Source organism: Rhodopseudomonas parapalustris, from assembly GCF_053772255.1.
On record NZ_JAMKBZ010000002.1, the window covers coordinates 1 to 17,000 of the forward strand.

Annotated in this window: 11 protein-coding genes; 5 read left to right on the plus strand and 6 right to left on the minus strand. The window is 65.6% G+C overall.

The features are described 5' to 3' along the window. Nucleotides 1-243: 243 nt before the first annotated feature. A complete protein-coding gene (secA, locus tag M9H71_RS02045) occupies nucleotides 244-3,084 on the minus strand; it encodes a preprotein translocase subunit SecA (protein WP_455403455.1) in 2,841 nt (946 codons plus the stop codon). A gap of 341 nt (nucleotides 3,085-3,425) precedes the next feature. Here secA and M9H71_RS02050 point away from each other — a divergent pair, with 341 nt between their 5' ends. Continuing rightward, nucleotides 3,426-4,361, plus strand: coding sequence for a peptidylprolyl isomerase (locus M9H71_RS02050; protein WP_455403456.1), 936 nt, complete (start codon nucleotides 3,426-3,428; stop codon nucleotides 4,359-4,361). Between the two features lie 165 nt (nucleotides 4,362-4,526). Here the strand turns inward: M9H71_RS02050 and mutS are convergent, their stop codons facing one another. Beyond that, complete coding sequence (gene mutS / locus M9H71_RS02055; protein ID WP_455403457.1) at nucleotides 4,527-7,247, minus strand: DNA mismatch repair protein MutS; 2,721 nt, start codon at nucleotides 7,245-7,247, stop codon at nucleotides 4,527-4,529. Nucleotides 7,248-7,422: 175 nt separating this feature from the next. On the opposite strand from mutS, the gene pcaF reads away from it, so the two are divergent. After that, nucleotides 7,423-8,631 carry a 3-oxoadipyl-CoA thiolase gene (gene pcaF, locus M9H71_RS02060; RefSeq protein WP_455403458.1) on the plus strand — a complete coding sequence of 403 codons (1,209 nt, stop codon included), beginning with the start codon at nucleotides 7,423-7,425 and terminating at the stop codon, nucleotides 8,629-8,631. 166 nt (nucleotides 8,632-8,797) lie between these two features. Here the strand turns inward: pcaF and M9H71_RS02065 are convergent, their stop codons facing one another. The 3 genes from M9H71_RS02065 to M9H71_RS02075 are packed head-to-tail and all read right to left on the minus strand — an operon-like array spanning nucleotide 8,798 to nucleotide 12,011. After that, a complete protein-coding gene (locus tag M9H71_RS02065) occupies nucleotides 8,798-10,360 on the minus strand; it encodes a DHA2 family efflux MFS transporter permease subunit (RefSeq protein WP_455403459.1) in 1,563 nt (520 codons plus the stop codon). A gap of 3 nt (nucleotides 10,361-10,363) precedes the next feature. Next, nucleotides 10,364-11,533, minus strand: a complete 1,170-nt coding sequence (locus M9H71_RS02070; RefSeq protein WP_455403460.1) for an HlyD family secretion protein — start codon at nucleotides 11,531-11,533, stop codon at nucleotides 10,364-10,366. Beyond that, nucleotides 11,526-12,011 (minus strand): MarR family winged helix-turn-helix transcriptional regulator, encoded by a 486-nt coding sequence (locus M9H71_RS02075; RefSeq protein WP_455403461.1) that lies wholly within the window; start codon nucleotides 12,009-12,011, stop codon nucleotides 11,526-11,528. Before M9H71_RS02075 ends, M9H71_RS02070 begins: the two co-directional genes overlap by 8 nt. Before the next feature lie 193 nt (nucleotides 12,012-12,204). Between M9H71_RS02075 and M9H71_RS02080 the strand changes: the two genes are divergently transcribed. The 3 genes from M9H71_RS02080 (at nucleotide 12,205) to ispG (ending at nucleotide 15,090) form a co-directional block, all read left to right on the plus strand. Then, a complete protein-coding gene (locus tag M9H71_RS02080) occupies nucleotides 12,205-12,693 on the plus strand; it encodes a Fur family transcriptional regulator (RefSeq protein ID WP_455403462.1) in 489 nt (162 codons plus the stop codon). A 164-nt stretch (nucleotides 12,694-12,857) separates the two neighbouring features. After that, nucleotides 12,858-13,781 (plus strand): DMT family transporter, encoded by a 924-nt coding sequence (locus M9H71_RS02085; protein ID WP_455403463.1) that lies wholly within the window; start codon nucleotides 12,858-12,860, stop codon nucleotides 13,779-13,781. Between the two features lie 13 nt (nucleotides 13,782-13,794). Beyond that, complete coding sequence (ispG, locus tag M9H71_RS02090; protein ID WP_455403464.1) at nucleotides 13,795-15,090, plus strand: flavodoxin-dependent (E)-4-hydroxy-3-methylbut-2-enyl-diphosphate synthase; 1,296 nt, start codon at nucleotides 13,795-13,797, stop codon at nucleotides 15,088-15,090. A gap of 95 nt (nucleotides 15,091-15,185) precedes the next feature. Here the strand turns inward: ispG and M9H71_RS02095 are convergent, their stop codons facing one another. After that, nucleotides 15,186-16,793, minus strand: a complete 1,608-nt coding sequence (locus M9H71_RS02095) for a Na+/H+ antiporter (protein ID WP_455403465.1) — start codon at nucleotides 16,791-16,793, stop codon at nucleotides 15,186-15,188. Nucleotides 16,794-17,000 lie beyond the last annotated feature (207 nt).

Genomic DNA, 17,000 nt, shown 5'->3' on the forward strand with positions numbered 1-17,000 from the left:
GCAGGCTTCAACTTCCACTTGCTGCTGCGCTGGTTCAAACGGCTTTTGCGTGCCCTGCTGATGATGCTGTCACTCCGACTCGAAGCCGCCCGACACCCCTAAATCAATCCAGTTCAGCAAACTTCACGGACGACTCAAAAACCTCTGGATTCCGGGGCGGGAGCCGACTTTCCAGACAGCAAACAGCAAAATGCCCGGCGCGAGGCCGGGCATTGCCGAGTGTCTTGATCGGGTCTGCGGCGGTTACGCGTAGCGGCCGTGGCAGTGCTTGTACTTCTTGCCGGAGCCGCAAGGGCAATCCTCGTTGCGGCCGACCTTGCCCCAGGTCTCGGGCTTGTTCGGGTCGCGCGCCGTCTTGTCGGCCGCCTGCGTCGGCGCCAGCGAAACGTTGGCGAACGCCATCTCGTCCTGTCCGGTGTCGGGGTCCATCTTGTGGACTTCCATCGGCGGCAGTTCCTGCGGCTGGTCCGGCGGAATGATCTCGACCCGCATCAACTGCGCCGTCACCGCCTCGCGCAGATGCGCGCTCATCTCCTGGAAGAGATTGAAGGCTTCCGACTTGTATTCCTGCAGCGGATCGCGCTGGCCGTAGCCGCGCAGGCCGATCACCTGGCGCAGGTGATCGAGCATCACCAAATGTTCGCGCCACAGATGGTCGAGGGTCTGCAGCAGGATGCTCTTCTCGGCGTAGCGCATCACGTCCGAGCCCCACTGACCGACCTTGGCGGCCATGTGCTCGTCGAACACCCGCTCCAGCCGTGTGATCAGCTCCTCGTCGGCGATGCCTTCTTCCTTGGCCCATTCATCGACCGGAATGTCGATGCCGACGACGCGGTTGAGTTCTTCCTTCAGACCCGCGACGTCCCACTGCTCGGCATAAGCGTGCTCGGGCACATGCTTGGCGACCAGTTCCTCGATGAAGGTGTGACGCATGTCGGTGACCGTTTCGGCCACGCTCTCTTCCTTCATCAGCTCGACGCGCTGATCGAAGATCACCTTGCGCTGGTCGTTCTGGACGTCGTCGAATTTCAGCAGATTCTTGCGGATGTCGAAGTTGCGGGCCTCGACCTTCTGCTGTGCCTTTTCCAGCGCCTTGTTGATCCAAGGATGGATGATCGCCTCGCCTTCCTTCAGGCCGAGCCGTGTCAGCATGGTGTCGAGCTTGTCGGAGCCGAAGATCCGCATCAGGTCGTCTTCCAGCGACAGGAAGAACTTGGAGCGGCCCGGGTCGCCCTGACGGCCGGAACGACCGCGGAGCTGGTTGTCGATGCGCCGGCTCTCGTGGCGCTCGGAGCCGATGATGTACAGGCCGCCGGGGCGCTTGGCGGTCTTGGCCGGCTTGTTGCCCTTGGCGGGTTCGATCTCGATCTCGTCCTCGGCGTTCAGCACGATGTCGCGGAAGCGCTCGATATCGGCCTTGATCTCGGTGATCTTCGCCGCCTTCTCGGCTTCGTCGGTGATGTGCGCAGCTTCCTGCTGAAGCCGCATTTCCAGCGAGCCGCCGAGTTTGATGTCGGTGCCGCGGCCGGCCATGTTGGTGGCGATGGTGATCGCCCCCGGAACGCCGGCTTCGGCCACGATGTAGGCTTCCTGCTCGTGGAAGCGCGCGTTCAGCACCGCGAACAGTTTCGCCGGCTTGCCCGCGCGGGCGGCCGCGTACAGCTTGTCCATCCCCTTGGGGTCGGTGAAGTCGATCTGCTTGTAGCCGTGCTTGAGCAGATAATCGGCCAGCACCTCGGACTTCTCGATCGACGCGGTGCCGACCAGCACCGGCTGCATCCGGGCGTTGGCGCGCTCGACCTCGGCCAGGATCGCGGCGTATTTTTCCTGCTGGGTGCGGTACACCTCGTCGTCTTCGTCGAGACGGGCGATGGGCAGGTTGGTCGGGATCTCGACCACTTCGAGCTTGTAGATGTCGAAGAACTCGTCGGCCTCGGTGGCCGCGGTGCCGGTCATGCCGGCGAGCTTGTCGTACATCCGGAAGTAGTTCTGGAAGGTGATCGAGGCCAGCGTCTGGTTTTCCGGCTGGACCGTGACGTGTTCCTTGGCTTCCAGCGCCTGGTGCAGGCCTTCCGAATAGCGCCGGCCCTGCATCATGCGGCCGGTGAACTCGTCGATGATCACCACCTCGTCGTTGCGGACGATGTAGTCCTTGTCGCGCTGGAACAGCGTGTGGGCGCGCAGCGCCTGGTTGACGTGATGCACCACCGAGACGTTCTCGACGTCGTACAGCGACTCGCCGCGAAGCTGGCCGGCGTCCTTCAGCAGCGTCTCGATCTTCTCCATGCCGGCTTCGGTCAGCGTCACGGTGCGCTGCTTCTCGTCGACCTCGTAGTCGGACTTGTCGAGGCGCGGAATGAAGGTGTCGATGGTGTTGTAGAAGTCGGAGCGATCGTCGAGCGGGCCGGAGATGATCAGCGGGGTGCGCGCTTCGTCGATCAGGATCGAGTCGACTTCGTCGACGATCGCGAAATAGTGCCCGCGCTGGACCATGTCCTCCAGCCGGTACTTCATGTTGTCGCGCAGATAGTCGAAGCCGTATTCGTTGTTGGTGCCGTAGGTGATGTCGCAGGCATAGGCGGCCTGGCGCTGAGCGTCGTCCAGCCCGTGCACGATCACGCCGGTGGTCATGCCGAGGAAGCCGTAGATCTGCCCCATCCAGCCGGCGTCGCGGCTGGCGAGGTAGTCGTTGACGGTGACGACGTGCACGCCCTTGCCGGCGAGCGCGTTGAGATAAACCGCCAGCGTCGCGACCAGCGTTTTGCCTTCGCCGGTCTTCATCTCGGCGATGTCGCCTTCGTGCAGCACCATGCCGCCGATCAACTGCACGTCGAAGTGGCGCTGGCCCAGCGTGCGCTTGGCGGCCTCGCGCACGGTGGCGAACGCCGGCACCAGCAGCTCATCGAGGGTCTTGCCGGCGGCGAGCTCGGCGCGGAATTCCGCGGTGCGAGCCTTCAGCGCCTCGTCGGACAGCTTGGCCAGTTCCGGTTCGAGCGCATTGATCGCGGCGACCCGAGACTGGTAACCCTTGACCCTGCGGTCGTTAGCGGAGCCGAAGAGTTTGCGGGCGAGCGCGCCGATCATGCCAGCTTCCTGTTGTTGCGCTGTGACTTAGCAGCCGTGATGCCGTTCGCTCGAGCCACTATCAACTCATCGTGACGCTCGGGCACCTATCAGGATACAGGTGCGCGCGCGAAATGATTGGTAATCCAGCAATCCGAGAGCCGGCCGCCCGGGCGCGGTCGCGCGGCGACCGCCCGACCCGAGCCTGTGGCGGCACAGATATGGCTGGGCCTGGGGGTTGTCAACGCGCCGACCTTTCAAGGATTTCATCATTTTGACAGAGTTTTCGCGTTGCCAAGGCACTGCGATTGGGTGACTGTCTCGCCGCCCCGACACCCCGGCTTTCAACACAAGGATTTTCCATGACACCTGCGTTCAACGCAGTCACATCCGGCCTGCGCGCCGGCCTCTTCAGCGCGGCTGTGACAGGTTGTCTCGCATTTGCGCTTCTGGCTGCCCCTGCGGCGCGCGCCGAGGATGCGAACCCCGTGCTCGCCAAGGTCAACGGCGCTGAGATCCGTCAGAGCGACGTCGATCTCGCCGAGCAGGAGCTCGGGCCGAGCCTCGCCCAGCTCGATCCGGCGACCAAGAAAGAGAACGTCCTGGCCTTCCTGATCGACATGAAAATTGTCGCCAAGGCCGCCGAAGACAAGAAGATCCAGGACACCCCGGAATTCAAGAAGCGGCTCGAATTTGCCCGTGACCGGCTGCTGATGGACGATCTGCTCGCCGCCGAGGGCAAGTCCGGCTCCACCGACGAGGCGATGAAGAAGGTCTATGACGAGGCCGCCAAGCAGATTTCCGGCGAACAGGAAGTCCACGCCCGTCACATCCTGGTCGAGACCGAGGACGAGGCCAAGGCCGTCGAGGCCGAGCTGAAGAAGGGCGCCGACTTCGCCGAGCTGGCGAAGAAGAAGTCCAAGGATCCGGGCGCCTCCGATGGCGGCGATCTCGGCTTCTTCACCAAGGACCAGATGGTGCCGGAGTTCTCCGCCGCCGCCTTCGCGCTCGAGCCGGGCAAGATCTCCGAACCGATCAAGACCCAGTTCGGCTGGCACATCATCAAGGTCGAGGAAAAGCGCAACCGCAAGCCGCCGAGCTTCGATCAGGTCAAGGCGCAGATCGAGCAGTACGTCACCCGCAAGGCGCAGTCGGATTACGTTGCCAAGCTGCGCCAGAGCGCCAAGATCGAGCGCATGGACCAGCCGGCTGCGAAGCCGGATGCAGCCAAGCCGGCGGATGCCGCGAAGCCTGCCGATCCGGCCAAGCCCGCCACCCCGGCGCCGGCCAAGAAGTAAGTCTTCTCAAAGAGTTGTTGGTGAAATGGCCGGGCTCGTCCCGGCCATTTTGCTTTTTCCGGCGCGCTTAGCCGTCAGTTCGTAGGATGGGTTGAGCGGCAGCGAAACTCATCTGAACCGTGCTGGCGTTGATGGGTTTCGCGTCCGCTCAACCCATCCTACGATCTACGATCGCGGCAGCTTCGCCTTCAGGGCGTAAAGCGCATCCAGCGCCTCGCGCGGGGTCATCTCATCGGGATGCAGGGCCTTCACCGCCTCGATCAGTTGGTCGGCCTCGCTCGGGATCACGCCTTCGGCGGGCGCGCGCGCCGTGATGGCGAACAGCGGCAGATCGTCGATCAGCGCCTTGGGCTGGCCGCGGTCGTTGGCCTCGAGCTTGGCCAGCACCGCTTTGGCCCGGTTCACCACCGAGGGCGGCAGGCCGGCCAGCTTGGCGACCTGAATGCCGTAAGAGCGGTCGGCAGAGCCCGGCAGCACCTCGTGCAGGAACACCACCTCGCCGCGCCATTCCTTGACCCGCACCGTAGCGTTGAACAGCCGCGGCAGCTTGGCCGACAGTGCGGTCAGCTCGTGGTAGTGCGTGGCGAACAGCGAACGGCACCTGTTTTGTTCGTGCAGATGCTCGATCGCCGCCCAGGCGATCGACAGACCGTCGAAGGTCGCGGTGCCGCGGCCGATCTCGTCGAGGATCACCAGAGCGCGCTCCGACGCCTGGTTCAGGATCGCGGCGGTTTCGACCATCTCGACCATGAAAGTCGAGCGCCCACGGGCGAGGTCGTCGGCGGCGCCGACGCGCGAGAACAGCCGGTCGACGATGCCGATCCGCGCCCGGCTCGCCGGCACGAAGCTGCCGACCTGGGCGAGCAGCGCGATCAGCGCGTTCTGGCGCAGGAAGGTCGATTTGCCGGCCATGTTCGGGCCGGTCAGCAGCCAGATCTGGCCGCTGGTCTGCGCCGGGCCGGGCGACAGGTCGCAGGCGTTGGCGATGAACGGCTCGCCGGCCTTCTTCAGCGCCTGCTCGACCACCGGATGCCGGCCGCCCTCGATCGCGAACGACAGCGACTGATCGACCTCGGGACGGACGTAATTGTCGTCGGAGGCGAGCTTGGCGAGCGCGGTGGCGACGTCGAGCAGCGCGAATGCGTGCGCGGCGGCGCGCAGGTCTTCGCCGGCCGCATCGATCATCGCTGCGAGGCGGTCGAAGATCTCGAGCTCGAGCCCGAGCGCGCGGTCGCCCGCATTGGCGATCTTGGCCTCGATCTCGCCGAGCTCGGCGGTGGTGAAGCGCACCTGGCCGGCGAGAGTCTGGCGATGGATGAAGGTGGCGTTCAGCGGCGGCGCCATCAGCCTGTCGCCGTGCTGCGCCGAGACTTCGACGAAGTAGCCGAGCACGTTGTTGTGCCGGATCTTGAGCGCCTTGATGCCGGTGTCGTCGGCGTAGCGCGCCTGCATCGACGCCACGACCAGCCGCGAGGCGTCGCGCAGCTTGCGGGTTTCGTCGAGCGTCGGCTCGAAGCCTTCGCGGACGAAGCCGCCGTCGCGCTTCTGCAGTGGCAGATCATCGGCCAGTGCGCGGCCGAGCTCGGCGCACAGCTCGCGCGACGGCCGCTGCAGCGCCGCCATCGCGCTTGCGATTTCCTGCGGCGGGCTTGCGAGCTGTGCAAGCTGCACCAGCACCTCGTCGGCGGCGCGGATGCCGTCGCGCAAGTTCGCCAGATCTCGAGGACCGCCGCGGCCGAGCGACAGCCGCGCCAGTGCGCGCGCCATGTCGGGCGCCGCCCGCAGCGAGCTGCGGATCTGTTCGCGAAGTCCGGAATCCACCGCGAAGGCTTCGACCGCATCCAGCCGCCGGGCGATCGTGGCCGCATCGGTGAGCGGCGCGGCGAGCCGCTGCGCGAGCAGCCGCGAGCCGGCGGCCGTCACCGTGCAGTCGATCGCGTCGAGCAGCGAACCGCGGCGCTCGCCGGCGAGTGTACGGGTGAGTTCGAGATTGGCGCGGGTCGCCGGGTCGATCGCCATCGTGGTGCCGGTCGCCTCGCGCGACGGCGGCGATAGCGGCGGCCGTTTACCGAGCTGAGTGCGGTCGACATAGGTGACGCAGGCCGCCGCCGCGGTCGCCTCCAGCCGCGACAGCACGGCGAGGCCGTCCATGGTGGCGACGGCGAAGTAATCGCACAGCCGCCGCTCGGCGGTGGCCGAATCGAACACGTCGCGGGTCAGTGGCGTGACGGCAGCCAGTTCGCGCAAGGTAGGCGCGACTTCGGCGTCGCCGTACAGCGCATCCGGCACGATCGCTTCGTTCGGATTGATCCGCGCCAGCGTCGCGGCGAGTTCGGCGGTCGAGCACTCGGTGACGCAGAACTCTCCGGTCGAGATGTCGATCCAGGCCAGCCCAATCCGATCAACACCGGCGGAGCCGCGGGCACGCGCGATTGCCAGCAGATAGTTGTTGGCGCGCGCGTCGAGCAGGGTGTCTTCGGTCAGCGTGCCGGGCGTGATCAGCCGGACCACGTCGCGCCGCACCACACTCTTGCGGGCGCGCGCCGCTGCCGGATCTTCGGTCTGCTCGCACACCGCGACGCGGTGGCCGAGCGCAATCAAGCGGTGCAGATAATCGTCGGAGCGTTCCACCGGCACGCCGCACATCGGAATGTCGGCGCCGAGATGTTTGCCGCGCTTGGTCAAGGTGATGCCGAGTGCGCGGGACGCAATCTCGGCATCCTCGAAGAACAGCTCGTAGAAGTCGCCCATCCGGTAAAACAGCAACAGCCCCGGATTGGCGGCCTTGATCTCGTGGTACTGCTCCATCATCGGCGACATTTTCGCCGGCGCCTCGGCTGGCGGAGCGGCGTTCGGCGGCGGAGCAATGTCGGGGCGGATGGTCATGGCCGATGCATAGCAAAATTCGTCCCTTCGTTCCTACCTCGGGCGGCGAGCCATGCACGGGTTTCAACCGCGCCCGCGACGATCGGCGGCACGTTGACCTGTTCGGCGGCGCTTTCTACAAACCGGCTTCAAGTCCGGCGCCCCAGCCCGGATCGACAAAACAGGGAGAGTTTCGATGGCCGACGTGTTTGTCTGCGACGCGGTGCGCACTCCGATCGGCCGTTACGGCGGATCGCTCGCCAAGGTGCGGACCGACGATCTTGCAGCGGTGCCGATCAAGGCGCTGATGGCCAAGCATCCCGACATGGACTGGAGTGCGGTGGACGAGGTGTTCTTCGGCTGCGCCAATCAGGCCGGCGAAGACAACCGCAACGTCGCCCGTATGGCGGCACTGCTGGCGGGCCTTCCCGACTCCGTGCCCGGTCAGACCCTCAACCGGCTGTGCGCCTCTGGCCTCGACGCGGTCGGTGCGGCAGGCCGTGCGATCCGCGGCGGCGAAATCGATCTGGCGATCGCCGGCGGTGTCGAGTCGATGACCCGCGCGCCGTTCGTGCAGGGCAAGGCGACCGAAGCGTTCGCCCGCACCGCCGACATCTTCGACACCACGATCGGCTGGCGTTTCATCAATCCGCTGATGAAGCAGCAATATGGCGTCGATTCGATGCCCGAGACCGGCGAGAACGTCGCCGAAGAGTTCCAGATCTCGCGCGCCGATCAGGACGCGTTCGCGATCCGGTCCCAGCAGCGGGCCGGTGCGGCGATCGCGGCCGGCTACTTTGCCGAGGAGATCGCGCCGGTGACGTATTCGGGCGGCAAGGCCGGCCCGATCACCGTCGACAAGGACGAGCATCCGCGCCCCGAAACCACGCTCGAAGGTCTCGCCAAGCTGAAGCCGATCGTGCGCAATCCGGGCACGGTGACGGCCGGCAATGCGTCGGGCGTCAATGACGGCGCCGCCGCGCTGCTGATCGCATCCGCGGCCGCGGTGAAGAAGTATGGCCTGACGCCGCGCGCCAAAATCCTCGGCCTCGCTTCGGCCGCGGTGCCGCCGCGGATCATGGGCATCGGCCCGGTGCCGGCGACCAGGAAGCTGATGGAACGGCTCGGGCTGAAGATCAGCGACTTCGATCTGATCGAGCTGAACGAAGCATTTGCCTCTCAGGGCATCGCCTGCCTGCGCCAGCTCGGCGTCAAGGACGATGCCGACTTCGTCAATCCGCACGGCGGCGCGATCGCGCTCGGCCACCCGCTCGGCATGAGCGGCGCTCGGCTGGCGCTGACCGCGGTGCACGGCATGGAGAAGCGCGGCGGCAAGCTCGCGCTCGCCACGATGTGCGTCGGCGTCGGCCAGGGTGTCGCGATGGCGATCGAGAAGGTGAACTGAGATTACCTGGTCATTCCGGGGCGCTCACGCAGTGAGCGAACCCGGAATCTCGATCCGTGCACACCAACCTCGGGATTCCGGATCGCCGCTGCGCGGCGTCCGGAATGACGGCCTTGTTCAATTGCTGGGCTCCTCGGCATCTTCCGGCGTGGGAGAGCTGAACAAGCTACTCCATCACCGCCGCATGATCCGCTGCGGCTTCGCCCTGCTTGCGCAGCGCCGCTTTGGTCGAGCCGATGATGATCGCCATCGGCACCGCGGCGGCGGTGAGGAACATCACCATCGCGTAGTCGTGCGAGAATGCGATGATCTGCGCCTGCATGGTGACGATCGCATCCATCATCGCCTTGCCGGTGGTGGTCGACAGGTCGATCATGCCGGTGACGTTCGGCATCTGCAGCGCGTCGTTGAACGGGTTGATGTGCTCGGACAGGATGGCGTGCGCCGTGGTGGTGCCCGACGACAGTTTCGCGATCACCACCGAAATTCCGACCGAGCTGGCGACGTTGCGCACCAGCGTCAGCATGGCGGTGCCGTCGGTGCGGAGTTGCCCCGGCAGCGTCATGAACGCCACCGTCGACAGCGGCACGAACACCAGACCGAAGCCGAACCCCTGAACGATGCTGGTAACGACGACGCTCGGCACGCTGGTCTGGTCGGTCCATGCGGTCATCACGTAGAGCGACGCGCAGGTCAGCGACAGACCGGTGGCGATCAGGGTGCGCGCCTCGATATGGCGCATGATCCGGCCGACGATCATCATCGCCACGAAAGTGCCGCAGCCGCGCGAGGCAAGCAGCAGGCCGGCGGTCATGATCGGGTAGCCTTCGACGTTCTGCAAGAACGGCGACGACAGCGCCATGGTCGAGAACAGCACCAGCCCCATCACCGTCATGAACACCACGCCGCCGACGAAGTTACGATCCTTGAAGATCGCGAACTGGATGAACGGGCGTGCAGTGGTGAAGGAGTGGGCGAAGAAGTAGTAGAACCCGACCACCGAGACGATCGACTCGATGACGATCTCGGTCGAATTGAACCAGTCGAGCTGTTCGCCGCGGTCGAGCGCGAGCTGCATCGCCCCGATGCCGACCGCGAGCGCCGCAAAGCCGAACCAGTCGAATTTGAGCTCCTGGTTCGTGTCGGTTTCTTCCATGAACATCGCCAGACCGAGCACCGTGATGGCGCCGAACGGCAGGTTGACGAAGAACACCCAGTGCCAGGAGTAGGTTTCGGTCAGCCAGGCGCCGAGAGAGGGGCCCATGATCGGCCCCATCATCACGCCCATGCCCCAGATCGACATCGCCTTGGCGCGCTCGTGTAGCGCGTAGCTGTCCAGCATCACGGCCTGCGACAGCGGCACCAGCGCGGCGCCGAACACGCCCTGCAGCAGCCGGAACGCCACCATCTGGGTGATGTCCTGGGCGAGGCCGCACATCACCGATGCGGCGGTGAAGCCGGCCGCGCAGATGATGAAGATGCGCTTGCGGCCGAACCGGTTGGCGATCCAGCCGACCGGCGCCGTCATGATCGCGGCCGCCACGATGTAGGACGTCAGCACCCAGTTGATCTGGTCCTGCGATGCCGACAGCGAGCCCTGCATATAGGGCAGCGCGACGTTGGCGATGGTGGTGTCGAGCGCCTGCATGATCGTCGCCGTCATGGCGCAGATCGTCACCATGTTCCGGCGTAAGCCGGGGACCGCGTGGGATTGTGCGGCGCCGGCCATTGCTCAGTGCTGCTCCGGCTGCGCGGCCTTGGCGGGGCCGAAGCCGAGCAGGCCCGCCAGTGAACGCCGGTGGTTGGTGTCGATCGACACGGTCACGCTCATGCCCGCCTTCAACCGGCGCACCATCGCGTCGGTGTTGTCGAACGCAATCCGCAGCGGCACGCGCTGCACTACCTTGACGAAATTGCCGGTGGCGTTCTGCGGCGGCAGTACCGCGAATTGCGCGCCAGTGCCCGGCGACAGCGACGTCACCCGGCCCTTGAAAGGGTGATCCGGGAAGGCGTCGACGTCGAGCGTCACAGCCTGCCCGACCGCCACATAGGTGAAATCGCTTTCCTTCGGGTTGGCATCGACCCAGGGCTGCGAGGTGTCGATGACGCTGAACACCGGCGTGCCGGCGGCAACGAAACGGCCGAGCTGAATGTTGTCGACCTGGGTAGCCGTGCCGCGCATCGGCGCCCGCACCGTCGCCAAATGGAGGTTGCGCTCGGCATCGTCGAGCGCCGCTTTGGCTTGGGAATAGGCGGGAAACTTCTCCAGCGGCAGGTCGGGGTCGCCCAGCAACTGGTTGAGCGCGGTCGACTGCTGCTGCTTGACGAGCTGCAACTGCGCCTGCGCGGTCACCAGCGCCGCGGTGGAGTTGTCGAGGTCGAGCTGTGAGCCGGCACGGCTCTGCACCAGCGAGGTCTTGCGTTCGACGTCGCGCTGCTTCAGCGCGATGCCGGCATCCACCAGCTCGACGGTCTTGCCGTACAGTTTGACGTTGGCGACGAGGTTGGCGTGGCTGGTCTTGGCGTCCGCCAGCTTGGCCTGAGCCTGTGCCACAGCGAGCCGGAACGGCACCGGATCGATCTGGAAGAGCTCGTCGCCGGGCTCGACATGCTGGCCTTCCTTGACCGTGACCTCGACGATCTTGCCGGCGACGTCGGGCGTGATCAGCACCTTCTGGGCGCCCACATAGGCGTCGTCGGTGGTCACGTAGCGACCGCCTTCCAGATAGAAGGTGATGCCGCCGATCAGCGCCAACAGCGGCAGCACGATCAGCAGCAGCGGCCGGCGATAGCGGCGCAGCGCACCGCCGACCCCGCTGTGTGGTCCGGAACCGGCGGTGACGGACGGATCGCTCGAAGGTTCTTTCTGCTCGGTCGGAAATTTCAGGGCCGGTTCAGCCATAGCGCTCTTCCCGTCGTTTCTCTTCGCGTTGGCACTGGTGCTGGAGGGCGCCACGCAAATTCTCCTTGATGATCTGCATCTGGTGCAGCAGGCGCTGCGCATCGTCGGTCGTGAGGCCGGCGAGTGCGGTCGCGGTGAGTTCGGCACGGAGATCGGCCAGCTTGCGGAGCAGCGGCTTGGCCGCCTCGCGCAGGTGGAGCCGCTTGCAGCGCCGGTCGGTGTCGTCGCTGCGACGTTCGAGCCAACCGTTGTCGCACAGCTTGTCGATCAGGCGGGTCAGCGTGATCGGCTGTAGTTCCATCTGTTCAGCGAGTTCGGACTGCTTCAGTCCTTCGGCGCGCTCCACCTTGGCCAGCACTGCCCATTGGGCGCGCGTAATGCCGTGCCGCGACGCCTGCTTGTCCGCATAGGCGCGGATCAGCCGCTGCACTTCGGCGAACACGAAGATGATGTTCTGGTCCCCCGGACCATTGGACATTGGGCAGGTCTCCCTAAGCAACGAATAAAATAAGCTTGCTTATTATTTCACAAGATACAGGAATCGCATACGTCCGATACCGTTGCGCATGTCTCGCAAGTGGCGGCGGGCCGCGAGACTTCGAGGGCCTGCCCGGTGTAGGATGTTGCGGAAGACATGAGCCGGCCTGTTGCCGGCGCAGTGGTGACGTTCGATGACCGCACTGAAGCCGACCTTCCCCGCGCCGGGACACGATCATGAGCGTTGCTCGGCCGAGGGGTTGGAGCATGCGGAGCGAGTCTGTGCCGATCGATCGCAGAATCTCACGCCGATCCGTCGGCAGGTGCTGCGTGCGCTGTTGTCGAGCCATCGGCCGCTCGGCGCCTACGAGGTGATCGACGAACTGGCCCGGGTCATGCCGCGGCCGGCGCCGATCACGGTGTACCGGGCGCTGGATTTTCTGATGCAGAATGGCCTCGTCCACCGGATCGAGAGCCGCAACGCCTTCCTTGCCTGCGGCCACGATCACGACGACACTGCGACGGTCGCATTCCTGATCTGCGAATGCTGCGGTTCTGTCGGCGAGATCCCGGCTTCGGAAGTCACGCAGCGCCTCAACGAAGCGGCACGCCAGACTGGCTTCACGCCGAAGATGTCGGTGGTCGAGATCACCGGCTTGTGCGGCCATTGCCAAGCCGCCTGACGCGGTTTACGCCTTGATCCATGGGAGGAGCGTGGCGCGCCAGCGCCCGCCACAACACGGCGAAAAGCCGGAGGCACCATGTCGATCAAGACGTCCCGCCGGACGACGGCGGTCTCCTCGAACCTGATCACCCAGCCCGCGCGACCGCTGCGGTGAGCGGCACCATGGGGCGTCCGCTGAGCGCCGGCGCGATCGCGCTGATGTTGCTGTGCTGCCTGTCGTGGGGCTTCAACCAGATCGCCGTGAAGCTGGTTTTGCCGGACATTCCGCCGTTCCTGCAGGCGGCGATCCGGTCGGCCGGGGCCCTGATCATCATCCTGATCATCGCCAGGTCACGCCGGGTGAAGCTGTTCCTGCGTGACGGCACGCTCCGGGCCGGGCTGTTCGCCGGCGTGCTGTTTGGGCTCGAATTCGTGCTGATCTATCATGGCCTGACGCTGACCACGGCGTCCCGGGCGGTCGTGTTCCTCTACACCGCGCCGTTCTTCGTCGCGCTTGGCTCGTACCGGCTGCTCGGCGAACGGCTGCGCCGGCTGCAATGGGCCGGGCTGGCGTTGAGTTTCGCCGGGGTGGCGCTGGCGATCGGCGTGCCGCAGGCCGACGTCGACACGAGCGTTCTGGTCGGTGACCTGATGCTGGTCGGCGGCGGCGCGCTGTGGGCCGCCACCACCCTGATCGTCAAATCGACCCGGTTGCAGCGGGCGCCGGCCGAGAAGGGGCTGGCCTATCAGGTGGCGGTCTCGGTGCCGATTTTGACCGCTGCGGCGCTGCTGTCCGGTGAAACCATCACCAAGATCCCGTCGCCGCTCTCGCTCGGCCTGATGGCTTATCAGACCATCTGGGTGGTCGGACTGACATTTTTGCTCTGGTTCGGGCTGGTGAAGACCTATTCGGCCAGCAAATTGTCGGCTTTCACCTTCATTACCCCTTTATTCGGGGTGGCGGCCGGCTATCTGATCATGCACGACCCGCTGACCCCGGCATTCGGCGCCGCGGCGGTGCTGGTGATCGCCGGCCTTTACCTCGTGAACCGGCCGGCTCCGGTTCCTGCACCCAACGATCCATTGCTGAATGTCACAAAAACCTGATATTCGGACCGCCATGAACAAGCTCGAAAATCCGCTGCAGGACGACGTCGCAGGCCCCGCGCCGCGGCACCAAACCACCCAGGTCATGGTCGGCGATGTGGCCGTCGGCGGCGGCGCTCCGATTGTCGTCCAGTCGATGACCAACACCGACACCGCGGATGTCGAGGGCACCATCAAGCAGATCGCCGCGCTGGCCCGGGCCGGTTCGGAGATGGTCCGGATCACCGTCGACCGCGAGGAGGCCGCTGCCGCCGTTCCGCACATCCGCGACGGCATCCGCAAGCTCGGCCTGACCACGCCGCTGATCGGCGACTTCCACTACATCGGCCACAAGCTGCTGGCGGAGTACCCGGCCTGCGCCGAGGCGCTCGACAAGTATCGGATCAACCCGGGCAATGTCGGCTTCAAGGCCAAGCGCGACACCCAGTTCGCCGACATCGTCGAGATTGCGTTGAAGAACAACAAGGCGGTCCGCATCGGCGCCAATTGGGGTTCGCTCGACCAGGAACTGCTCACCAAGCTGATGGACGAGAACGCCGCCAGCGCCAATCCGCGCGACGTCCGCGCCGTCACCCGCGAGGCAATGGTGCAGTCGGCGCTATTGTCGGCCGCGCGCGCCGAAGAGATCGGCCTGCCGAAGAACAAGATGATCCTGTCCGCCAAGGTCTCCGCGGTGCAGGACCTGATCGCCGTGTATCAGGATCTCGCTTCGCGCTCCGACTACGCGATCCATCTCGGCCTCACCGAAGCCGGCATGGGGTCGAAGGGCATCGTGGCGTCGTCCGCCGCGCTCGGCATCCTGCTGCAGCAAGGCATCGGCGACACCATCCGGATTTCGCTGACGCCCGAGCCCGGCGGCGATCGCACCAAGGAGGTGCAGGTCGCGCAGGAACTGCTGCAGACCATGGGCTTCCGCACCTTCGTGCCGCTGGTGGCTGCGTGCCCCGGCTGCGGCCGCACCACCTCGACCACGTTCCAGGAGCTGGCGCGCTCGATCCAGGATTTCATCCGCGACGAGATGCCGGAATGGCGCAGCCGCTATCCGGGCGTCGAGAACCTCAACGTCGCGGTGATGGGCTGCATCGTCAACGGCCCGGGCGAAAGCAAGCACGCCAATATCGGCATCTCGCTGCCCGGCACCGGCGAAACTCCGGCCGCCCCGGTGTTCGTCGACGGCGAGAAATTCCGCACCCTGCGCGGCGAGAATATCGCGGCCGACTTCAAGGCGCTGGTGATCGACTACATCGAGCAGCGCTACGCCGCGACGCCGAAGCCCGGCGCTGCCCAGATGGTGCCGGCGGCGGAGTAAGTCCGCCGGGGCGCAGCCTCTCATTCGGAACGAGTGGGATCGCGTCTTGCGGTGTGACAAATACCGGGCAACTCAGCCGTACCTACGAACCCGCCTTACAGCGGCGCAGGCCCGCTTTCGCGGTTGGCGAGGGTCGCCTCTTCCAGATCGAGGTCGCGCTCGATCCGGCGCCTCGCTTCGTCGGTAATCTTGCCGGCGCGAAGCTGGGCATGGATGAATTTGCGCTCGACCTTGATCAGCTCACGCACCAGCGCGATGCCGACCGCGGAGGCCTCGTGCTCCGGCGAGCCGATCGGATCGGGCAGCAGGCTGGTGCGGGTCTGGTGCCGGGCGTGCAGCAGCTTCAGCACCTCGTCGGTGAGTTCGCGGTTGTCGGTGATGGTTTTCAACGACGCCTGAGCGGCGGCGAGCGCCTCGCGCCGCGCCGTGATCTCATCTTCGTGTTCGGCGATCTGCTCCCGATGTCCGACATGGGTGATGCCGAGCAGTTTCACCACCGCAGGTAGCGTCAGGCCGAGTCCCACCAGGGTGATCAGGATCACCCCGAAGGTGACGAACAAAATCAGATCGCGATACGGAAACGCCTCGCCGCCCGGCAGCGCATAGGGTAGCGCCAGCGCCGCGGCGAGCGACACTGCACCGCGCACGCCGGTGAAGCCAATTACGAACACGGTGCGCCACGACGGGTAGGGATCGCGCGCCCGCAAGCTGCGGCTGAGAAAACGCGGCAGATAGAACGCCGGATAGACCCAGACGAAGCGCGCGGCGATCACGATCGCGGCGACCAGCAGCGTTGCCGTCAGGATGTCCCCGAAGGGGAATTCCTTGGACCTTTCCAGCAGTGCGCGGAGCTGGAAGCCGGTGAGCAGGAACAGCATCCCTTCGATCAGGTAGATCACCAAGTCCCAAAAGAAGATGCCCTGCAGCCGCGTCGCTGCCGAGATCAGCAGCGGGCCGTTCCAGGAGATGTAGAGGCCGCAGGCGACGGTGGCGATCACGCCGGAGCCGCCATGGTGCTCGGGAATCCAATAGGCGATATAGGGCGTCAGCAGCGACAGCGTGATTTCGATCTGCGGATCGCGCACCCAATGCCGCAGCCGCAGGCTGAGCCAGCCGACCGCCACGCCGAAGGCGAGCTCGCCGGCCATGATCGCCACGAAGGTTCCGGACGCCTTGGTCAGCGAGAATGCGCCGGTCATGATCGCCGCCACCGCGAAGCGGTACAGGATCAGCGCGGTGGCATCGTTGGCGAGCCCTTCGCCCTCGAGCACCACCACGATCCGGCGTGGCAGGCCGAGCTTGCGGGCGATCGCCAGCGGCGCCACCACGTCCGGCGGTGCGACTATCGCACCGAGCAGGAAGCCGGCCGACCACGGCAGACCGATCAGATAGTGCGCCGCCGCCGCCACGGCGAATGCGGTGAAGATCACGCAGCCGATCGCGAGCAATCCGATGGCTTGAAGGTTGGCGCAGAATTCGCGCCAGCTCATCGCGACGCTCGCCGAATAGATCAGCGGCGGCAGCACCAGAAGCAGGATCAGCTCCGGCGGCAGCTCGATTGCCGGCATGCCCGGAATGAAGGCCAGCGTGATGCCGGCAACCAGCAGCAAGATCGCCGGTGCGATATTGACCCGTCGGGCCAGCAATGCGGTTCCGGCCAGAACCGCGAGCAGCGTGAGAAAGATCTGGAACTTGGCTTCCACGTCGCCACGCTGAATTCAAATTGGCTTGCCGGCAAGTGCTTGCATCGCTCGGAAGTTCCGGTCGGTCAAGCGGTGCTCCAATACGTGCGGGGCGCGCGATCGTAGGAGTGTCTACGACTTTCGTCTCAAACCTGCGCCGACCAACTAACCAGCGATTCACCGTCGCCGGGGCCGATTGATGGTAATTATGCATTTGGCAATACTCCC